The organism is Variovorax sp. WDL1 (assembly GCF_001541225.1).
Classification (GTDB): Bacteria; Pseudomonadota; Gammaproteobacteria; order Burkholderiales; family Burkholderiaceae_C; genus Variovorax.
In genome coordinates this window covers 1-8,714 of sequence record NZ_LMTS01000228.1, presented here as the reverse complement: position 1 = coordinate 8,714, position 8,714 = coordinate 1, and the positions used below count along the sequence as shown (strand labels likewise).

The 8,714-nt window shown below is 70.6% G+C and carries 3 protein-coding genes; all 3 read right to left on the bottom strand.

Translation table 11 applies throughout. The features are described from left to right. Nucleotides 1-6,571: polyketide synthase (locus tag APY03_RS27660; protein WP_232324441.1), on the bottom strand; the 6,571-nt coding region annotated here is incomplete at its 3' end. Between the two features lie 371 nt (nucleotides 6,572-6,942). Then, complete coding sequence (locus tag APY03_RS27655; RefSeq protein WP_068681942.1) at nucleotides 6,943-7,584, bottom strand: histidine phosphatase family protein; 642 nt, start codon at nucleotides 7,582-7,584, stop codon at nucleotides 6,943-6,945. A 132-nt stretch (nucleotides 7,585-7,716) separates the two neighbouring features. Further along, nucleotides 7,717-8,631: a tRNA 2-thiocytidine(32) synthetase TtcA gene (ttcA, locus tag APY03_RS27650; protein ID WP_068681940.1), complete on the bottom strand. Its 915-nt coding sequence runs from the start codon at nucleotides 8,629-8,631 to the stop codon at nucleotides 7,717-7,719. Nucleotides 8,632-8,714: the final 83 nt, after the last annotated feature.

Sequence of the window (8,714 nt, the reverse complement as noted above, 5' to 3'; positions counted from 1 at the left end):
GGCGGCTCTGCACCGGCTCGACCAGCACGGCGGCCAGGTCGTCGGCATTCGCACGGATGAATTCGAGCGCCTCGGGCGTGCCGTAGTCCAGCACGCGCACGTCGCCGAACATGCCCTGCAGCACGCCGGGCGCGGCCGACATGCCCTTGGCACTGCGGCCGGCGCGCACCAGCACCTCGTCGAAGGTGCCGTGGTAGGAGCCGGTGAACAGCACCACCGTGCTGCGGCCGGTCACGGTGCGTGCGATGCGCAGCGCCGCCATCACCGCCTCGGAGCCGGTGTTGCACAGCCCGGCGCGGTCGAAGCCGGTGAGCTCGCACAGCAGCCGGGTCACATCGGCGGCCAGCGGGTGCTGCGGGCCGATCTCGTAGCCCAGTTCGAGCTGCTTCTTCACCGCCTCGTTGATGAAGTCCGGCGTCCAGCCGAAGAGATTCATGCCGAAGCCGTTGAGCGTGTCGACGTACTCGTTGCCGTCGATGTCCCACATCCGCGAGCCCTTGGAGCGCTCGATCACGATCTGGTAGGTGATCTCCTTGGTGGCCGGGCGGAAGCCGTTGACCACGCGCGGGTCGGCCATGTGCGGGCGGTTCTGCTCGGTGAAGGCCTTGCTCTTCTGCGTGCGCTCCACGTAGCGGCGCATGAAGGCGGCCAGCCGCGCCTTCTGGCGCTCCGTCGGCTCCTTGCTTTGCGTGTGGATGCGCGCGATGGCGCCGAAGGCCTTCTTGACGTCGTACGTCGGCGCCGGGGCCGGCTCCTCGGCAGCCGGCTCGGGGGTGTTGGACGCCGTGGCCGCGGCGGTGGCCATGGGCGTGGGTTGCTCCACCGGCGGCACCGGCAGCACGGGGCTGACCGGCACCGTCGGCGCCGCCGACAGCAATGCGAGTTGCTGTTGCATCAATTGCATCTGTTGCGCGATGACCTGCTGGACCAGGCTGCCGCCCTGTGCCACGGCAGGCAGGGGCTGAAGGACCTGCACTGCCGGCATCGCCATCGCCGGCATCGCGGCGACGGTTGCCACCGCCTGCTGCGGCGCCACGGCCGCGGGCATCGGTGCGGCGGGCGGCATTGCGGGAGCGGCCTCCGGGGGCAGCGTCGCGTCGAGGAATTCGGCCAGCGCATCGAAGCTGCGATAGCTCTCCATCAGCTGGCGGAAGCTCAGGTTGACCTTGAAGGTCTTCTTGACCTGCAGCGCGGCCTGCGTGAGCGTGAGCGAGTCCAGCCCGATCTCGACGAAGGGCGCGGCTCCGTCGACCTCGGCCATGTCGGCGCCGGAGAGGTTCTCGAACAGCTCGCGAAGGCGCGTGACGAGCGAGGCGCGGCGCGCGGGTGGCGGGGAAATGGCGGCTGCGGCGGTCATGGATGTCAACTCCGGAATCGATGGGGCCTGGGGTGCAGGTTGAGGTATGGAAGAAGAAGCGAGCGCAGGCGCGACCGGTGCCGACGATGCGATGTCGACCCAGAAGCGCTTGCGCTCGAATGGGGTGGTGGGCAGGCGCACGCGGTGCTTGCGCGCACGACGGTCCAGCGGCGAGAGATCGATCTCGGCGCCCTGCGCCCACAGTCGGCCCGCCGCCAGCCGCCAGGCGGCGCATTCGCCCGCAGGCTGGTCGGCAAGAAGCGACACGGCGGGAGCGGGCTGGGCCTTGCTCGCGTGCTGGCGCACCAGCGTGGCCAGGGTGTTGCGCGGGCCGAGTTCGACGAAGAGCGGATGCGCGAGCTGGGCGAGCACCTCGCGCACAGCGGGCGAGAAGCGCACCGTTTCGCGCAGATGGCGGGCCCAGTAATGCGGGTCGGTCGCTTCCTCGGCCGTCAGCAGGCGGCCGGTGAGGGTGGAGTAGATCGGCAAGCGCGGCGCGGAGAGGCTGAGCTCCCGCACCAGGGCCTCGAAGGGCGCGACGGCGGGCTCCATCATCGCGGAGTGGAAGGCGTGCGAGGTCTGCAGCGCCTTCGCGACGATGCCCTTGGCCTCGAGCGCGGCACGCAGTTGCTCGATGGCCTCGGCCGGCCCGGCGGCGACCGAGACCGCGGGTCCGTTGTCGGCAGCCAGCGAGATGCCCTCGGGCAGCAGCGGCAGAAGCTCGGCGGCGGCCAGGCGCACCGAGAGCATGATGCCGGCCGGCTGCGCCTGCATCAGCGCGCCGCGGCGCGCGACCAGCCGGGCTGCGTCTTCCAGGCGCATCACGCCCGCCAGCACGGCGGCGGCGAATTCGCCCACGCTGTGGCCGATCATCGCGGCCGGCTGCACGCCCAGCGACATCAGCTGGCGGGCCAGCGCATATTCGAGCGCGAAGGTGGCGGGCTGGGTGACGGAGGTGGGCGAGAGTGCGGCCGGATCGTCCGAGGCGATGCGCTCGCGCAGGTCGAAGTCCAGCACGCCCTCGAAGGCCTGCAGGCATTCGTCGAAGGCGGCGCGGAACACCGGCTCGGCCGCGTGCAGCGCCAGGCCCATGCCCGCGTACTGCGCGCCCTGGCCGGGGAACATGAACACCGGCTGCGGCACCCACGCCGGGGCGGCGGCGCCGGCACGCGCCGGAGAATCCGCGGTGCGCAGGGCGGCCACGGCTTCGTCGATGGACGAGGCCACCACGCAGGCGCGATGTGCGAAGGCCTTGCGGCCGACGCGCAGGGTGTGCGCGACGTCGGCCAGCGGCAGTTCGCGGTGGGCGTCGAGATGATCGGCCAGCTGGGCCGCCGCCGTCGCAAGCGCGGCCTGCGAGCGCGCCGACAGCACCAGCAGCTGCGGGCCGGTGGCCGCATCGGAGGGCTCGCGCAGCGGCGCCTCTTCCACGATCACGTGCGCATTGGTGCCGCCCACGCCGAACGCGCTGACGCCGGCGCGCCGCGGCACGGCGCCGCGCGGCCACGGGCGCAGCTGGCTGTTGACGCTGAAGGGCGTGGCGTCGAAGTCGATGGCCGGATTCGGCGCCTCGTAGTGCAGGCTGGCCGGGATCGCCTCGCAGTGCAGCGCGAGCGCGGTCTTGATCAGCCCCGCCGCGCCGGCAGCGGTGACCATGTGGCCCACGTTGCTCTTGAGGGAGCCGATGGTGCAGAAGCCCTTGTCGGCCGTGTGCGAGGCATAGGCGCGCACCAGGCCCTCGACCTCGATCGGGTCGCCCATCGGCGTCGCGGTACCGTGCGTCTCGACGTAGGAGATGCTGCGCGCTTCAACGCCGGACTGCGCGAGCGCGGCCTCGATCACCGCGGCCTGGCCGTCCACGCTGGGCGCGGTGAAGCTGGCCTTGGCACCGCCGTCGTTGTTGACGGCCGCGCCGCGCAGCACGGCGTAGATGGTGTCGCCGTCGGCGATCGCGTCGGACAGGCGCTTGAGCAGCACCACCGTCGCGCCGTCGCTGAAGACCGTGCCCTTGGCCTTGGCATCGAAGCTGCGCGTGTGGCCGTCGGGGGAGAGCATCGAGCCCTCGTTGTAGAGGTAGCCGCTTCTCGGCGGGCAGGTGACAGAGGCGCCGCCGGCCAGCGCCATGCGGCACTGCCCGGTGCGCAGCGCGTGGAAGGCCTGGGCCACCGCCACCAGCGACGTGGAGCAGGCGGTATGCACGCTGACGGCCGGGCCGGTCAGGTTGAGCCTGTTCGCGACGCGGGTGGTGATGTAGTCCTTCTCGTTGCCGAGCATCACCTGGAACTCGCCGACCATCTCGACCAGGTCGGGCCGGGTGGACACGTGGCGCTGGAAGTAGCTCGCGTTGTACATGCCGGCGTACACGCCGACGGGGCCCGGCGCCTGGTCGGGCACGTAGCCGCCGCGCTCCAGGCATTCCCAGCAGATCTCGAGGAACACGCGCTGCTGCGGGTCCATCAGTTCCGCTTCCTTCGGGTTGATGCCGAAGAAGGCGGCGTCGAAGTTCTCGATGCCGTCGAGCACGCCGCGGGCGCGCACGTACAGCGGGTCGGCGCGCAGCGCGGCGCTGACGCCGGCATCGAGCGTCGCGTCGTCGAAGAAGCTGATCGACTCGCGCCCTGCCATCAGGTTGTCCCAGAACTGCTCGACATCCGCGGCGCCGGGGAAGCGGCCGGCCATCGCCACCAGGGCGACGGCTTCGCTGTCGGCGCCGGCCGCGGGCCGGGCGGGTGCGCGTTCGGCCGGGGTCGCCACCGCCGGGGTGGTCTCGGCGGCCTGCATGTCGGCCGCCAGCGCGGCCGGCGTGGGCTGGCGGAAGAACAGGTTGGTGCTGAGGCGGCGTGCGCTGCCCTGCTGCAGGTCCTTGAGCACCCGCAGCACCAGCAGCGAATCGCCGCCGAGATCGAAGAAGTTGTCGTCGCGGCCGACCTGGTCGATGCCCAGCGCGCGGGCAAACGCGGCGCAGACGCGGCGTTCGGTCTCGTTGCGCGCTTCGGCGTAAGGCTGCGCCAGCTCGGGCCGCTGGCGCGCGGGCTCGGGGAGGGCGCGGCGGTCGAGCTTGCCGTTGGTGGTCACGGGCAGCTGTGCGAGCCACACCTGGGCCGCGGGAATCATGGGCTCCGGCAGGCGCTCGGCCAGGTGCTGGCGCAGCGCGCTCCAGGGCAGCTCGGTGTCGCGCGCCACCAGGTAGGCGACGAGGCGCAGGCGGCCGGCCGCATCTTTCTGCGGCACGACCGCGCAGGACTTGAGGCCGGGGTGGGCCAGCAGCGCGGCCTCGATCTCGCCGGTCTCGATGCGGTGGCCGCGGATCTTCACCTGGCCGTCGATGCGGCCGATGTATTCGATCGTGCCGTCCGGCAGCCAGCGCGCCTGGTCGCCGGTGCGATAGAGGCGCTCGCCGTCGGCGAAGGGATCGGCCACGAAGCGCTCGGCCGTGAGCGCGGCGCTCTCCAGGTAGCCGCGCGCCAGGCCGCGGCCGCCGATGCACAGCTCACCGACCAGGCCCGCGGGCAGCAGCGCCAGGGAGGGGCTCAGCACGCGCAGCGCGGTCTCGTTGATGGGGCGGCCGATCGGCACCGAGCGCGCATCGGCCGGCAGCTCGCGCGGAATGCGGTGGGTCGCCGCAAAGGTTGTGCACTCGGTCGGGCCGTAGCCGTTGACCAGCGTGGTGCCCGGCAGGGCCGCCAGCGCGCGCCGCACATGCGGCACCGACAGCGCCTCGCCGCCGGTCAGCAGCTGCCGCAGGCCGGCGAGCTGCGCCGGGTCGTCGTCCACCACGGCGTTGAACAGGCCGGCCGTCAGCCAGGCCGTCTTCACCTGGTGCCGGGCGATGGTGCGCGCCAGGCCGGCGCCGCTGGGCACCTTCTCGTCGTGCACCACGCAGATGCCGCCGTTGAGCAGCGGGCCCCAGATCTCCAGCGTCGAGGCATCGAAGCCCAGCGGCGCGGCATGCAGCACGGCCTCGCCGGGCGGCAGCTCGACGTAGTTCGGTTCGACCACGAGCCGCAGGATCGAGCGATGGCAGATCTCGATGCCCTTGGGCGTGCCGGTCGACCCGGAGGTGTACATCACGTAGGCGACGGATTCGCCGTTCGCGGCTGCGGATGCGAAGGGCGGCAGCGCGGCCGTCTCATCGCCGGCCCCCGCGCCTTGCTCGTCGATCGCCAGCAGCGGCCGCTCGGCAGGCACCAGCGGCTTGTAGGCGGCCTGGGTCACGACCAGTCCTACATCGGAATGCGCCAGCATGAAGGCGATGCGCTCGGCCGGGAAATCGGGTTGCACCGGCACATACGCCGCACCGGCCTTCAGGATGCCGAGCAGCGCCACCACGGCGGCGCTCGAGCGATCGAGCAGCACGCCCACGGTGTGGCCTGCACGCACGCCGCGCGCCTGCAGTTGGCGGGCCAGCGACTCGGCGTGCTGGTCCAGCTCGCGATAGCTCAGCGCGCCCGTCTCGCCGATCAGCGCGACCGCGTCGCCTCGTGCGGCGGCCTGGCGCTCGAACAGGGCGTGGACGGTCAGCGCCGGGTCGAAGGCGCCGGGCGGGGTGTTCCAGGCCTCGAGCTGCCGCTTCCGGTCAGCCGCCGGCAATGTCCGGATCTCGCCCAGGCGGGCCTCCGGGTGGTCGAGCAGGTCGGCCGCGGCGTCGGCCACGGCCAGCAGCAGGCTGATCTCGATCGCGCTGTCCATCAGCGAAGCGGCGCCTGTCAACCGCAGCGCTGCCGGCCGGCCGGGCGGCGTCTGCAAGCCCAGTTGAAGCATGACCGTGCCGTCGGCCACGTGGGCCGCGCCTTCGCGCAGCCAGCGGGCAAAGGGGCTGGCCGATGCCTCGGCCGGCTGCGCGTCCCGGCGGGCCCGGTCGACCTGCGAGATCCATTGCCAGGCGGAGCTGTCGGGCTCGCAGCGCAGCGCCAACCGCGCCGCTGCACCGGTGCCGAGCACCTCGTGGAGCTCCACCGCCGGCGTCCCCAGCCAGCGGGATTGCAGCAGGAGCCAGGCCGCGGCGAACAGCGTGTCGGGAAGGTAGCCGCCCTGTTGGGCTTCCACCGTCCAGCGCGCTGCCAGGGCCTGTGGAATGTCCAGGCTGGAGGCCTGCGCCACGGCCTGCGCCGCCTTGCCGGTACGAGGAGCGAACAGGTCTGCGAGCGAAAGCGTGGCGGCCTCGGCAGGAGAAGGGGGGAGAGGCTCGCGCTCCATGAACAGTTGATTCCGCATTGAACAGGCCCTTGCTCTTCCTTACCCCGTTTGTGTGTTTCTACGTAGCCGCCTGAAGGTCCGGTGACACACATGGATCCGTTCCCATGGCCAGTAATTACAAAGCATTCAAACCGCTAAGAGCCGATATTGCTCCGGGGTAGCACACTGCGCCACCGTACGAAAGCCATGCCGGCCGCCTATGCCGTTTGGACGCCCTGCAACACTCGACGCATTTGGTTGCGATCCTTGTGTCGGCCAGAACCTCAGGCAGACACGATTCTGCCCCTCTTTTTACATTTTGAATACAAAGGGGGTACAGCTAAAGTCTCGGAATCGGTAAGAACTCATAGAAAAGTTCTATTTCAAGGCGGGTGCCCCGCGCGGGCTGTTCAGGCCGTCGCTTCGTCCAGCGTGCCTTGGTCGAGGTGCCCGATATCGCCCCAGCCCACGAGCGTGAAGCCCTGGGGGGTCCAGAGAAGGCGGTTGATGGCGGCATTGCCCAGGTGCCAGGTGCGCGGGGCCTGGAGTTCCTGGCGGGTCGCGGCGCGATAGAGCACGTCCATGACGCCGCCATGGGCCACGAGCACGACCAGCTCGCCCGGATGCCGCTGCGCCAGTTGCCCCGCGATGCCGGTCACCCGCTCCCTGAATTCCAGCAGCGATTCGCCGCCGCCCTCCGGCGCGAATTCCGGGTCGCGGGTGCGCCAGAGCCGGGCCTGCTCCGGCAGCGAGGCGTCGATGTCGGCAAAGGTGCGGCCCTCGAAGTGGCCGAAGGCACGCTCGCGCAGCCTGGGCTCGGGCTGCACCTCGATGGCGCGCGAGCGTGCGATCTCGAGGGCGGTCTGCCACGCGCGCGCCAGGTCGCTGGCGTAGATGGCGGCGATGGGCTCGTCGGCCAGCGCCTCCCCGACGCGCCGGGCCTGCCACAGGCCGGTGTCGTTCAGGCCGATGTCGAGCTGGCCCTGGATGCGGGTATCGACGTTCCAGGCGGTTTCGCCGTGGCGCACGGCGATGAGTCGGGTGGCCTCCATCCGCGAAATTCTAGGCGCGGTGTGCTCGGTGCCGGGTGGCAGGGATCTCGATGTCCAACTGCACCTGTCGCTCCCGGATGGCGGGTCCGTGAAGCCCTGTAGCGCGGCCAGCCTCGTGCGAGGCCCCCGCTCTCAAAGCTGCACGACGCGAAGGGGCGAAGGCGGCGGGAAATCAGGCGGGTCGAAGGCCTTGTCGCCTTCGTCATCGGCCACGCCGGTCGTCCTCAGACCCTTGAAGTCGAAGGCCGCCCCGTCCAGCAGGTGCGAGGGCACCACGTTCTGCAGCGCGTTGAACATGTTCTCGATGCGCCCGGGGTGCTTGCGCTCCCATTCGCGCAGCATCTCGCCGACCTGCTTGCGCTGCAGGTTCTCCTGGCTGCCGCAGAGCGTGCACGGAATGATGGGGAAGGCGCGGTGCTGCGCCCAGCGCACCAGGTCCTTCTCCGCCACGTAGGCCAGCGGCCGGATCACGATGTGCCGGCCATCGTCGCTCACCAGCTTGGGCGGCATCGACTTGAGCTTGCCGGCAAAGAACATGTTGAGGAAGAAGGTCTGCAGCATGTCGTCGCGGTGATGGCCCAGCGCGACCTTGGTGGCGCCCAGCTCGTCGGCCACTCGGTAGAGGATGCCGCGGCGCAGCCGGCTGCACAGGCCGCAGGTGGTCTTGCCCTCGGGAATGACGCGCTTGACGATGGAGTAGGTGTCCTGCTCCTCGATGTGGAAGGGCACGCCCAGCGCCTTCAGGTAGGTGGGCAGCACTTCCTCGGGAAAGCCGGGCTGCTTCTGGTCGAGGTTGACCGCAACGATGTCGAAGTGCACCGGCGCGCGGGCCCGGAGCTTGAGCAGGATGTCGAGCAGCGCGTAGCTGTCCTTGCCGCCGGAGACGCAGACCATGACCTTGTCGCCCGCCTCGATCATGTTGTAGTCGAAGATGGCACGGCCGACCTCGCGGCACAGCCGCTTCTCGAGCTTGTGGGTCTCCCGCTCGATCTTGGGCGAAGTGGCGCAAGGCGACCCGATTTCGACGTCAGTCCAAAGAGCACTCATGGTGCAACCCGCTTTCCAATACAGCTAACAAGAGAAATTGATACCAGGAACACCGCGGAACCGGCTTTGCCGGGCCGCTGGTG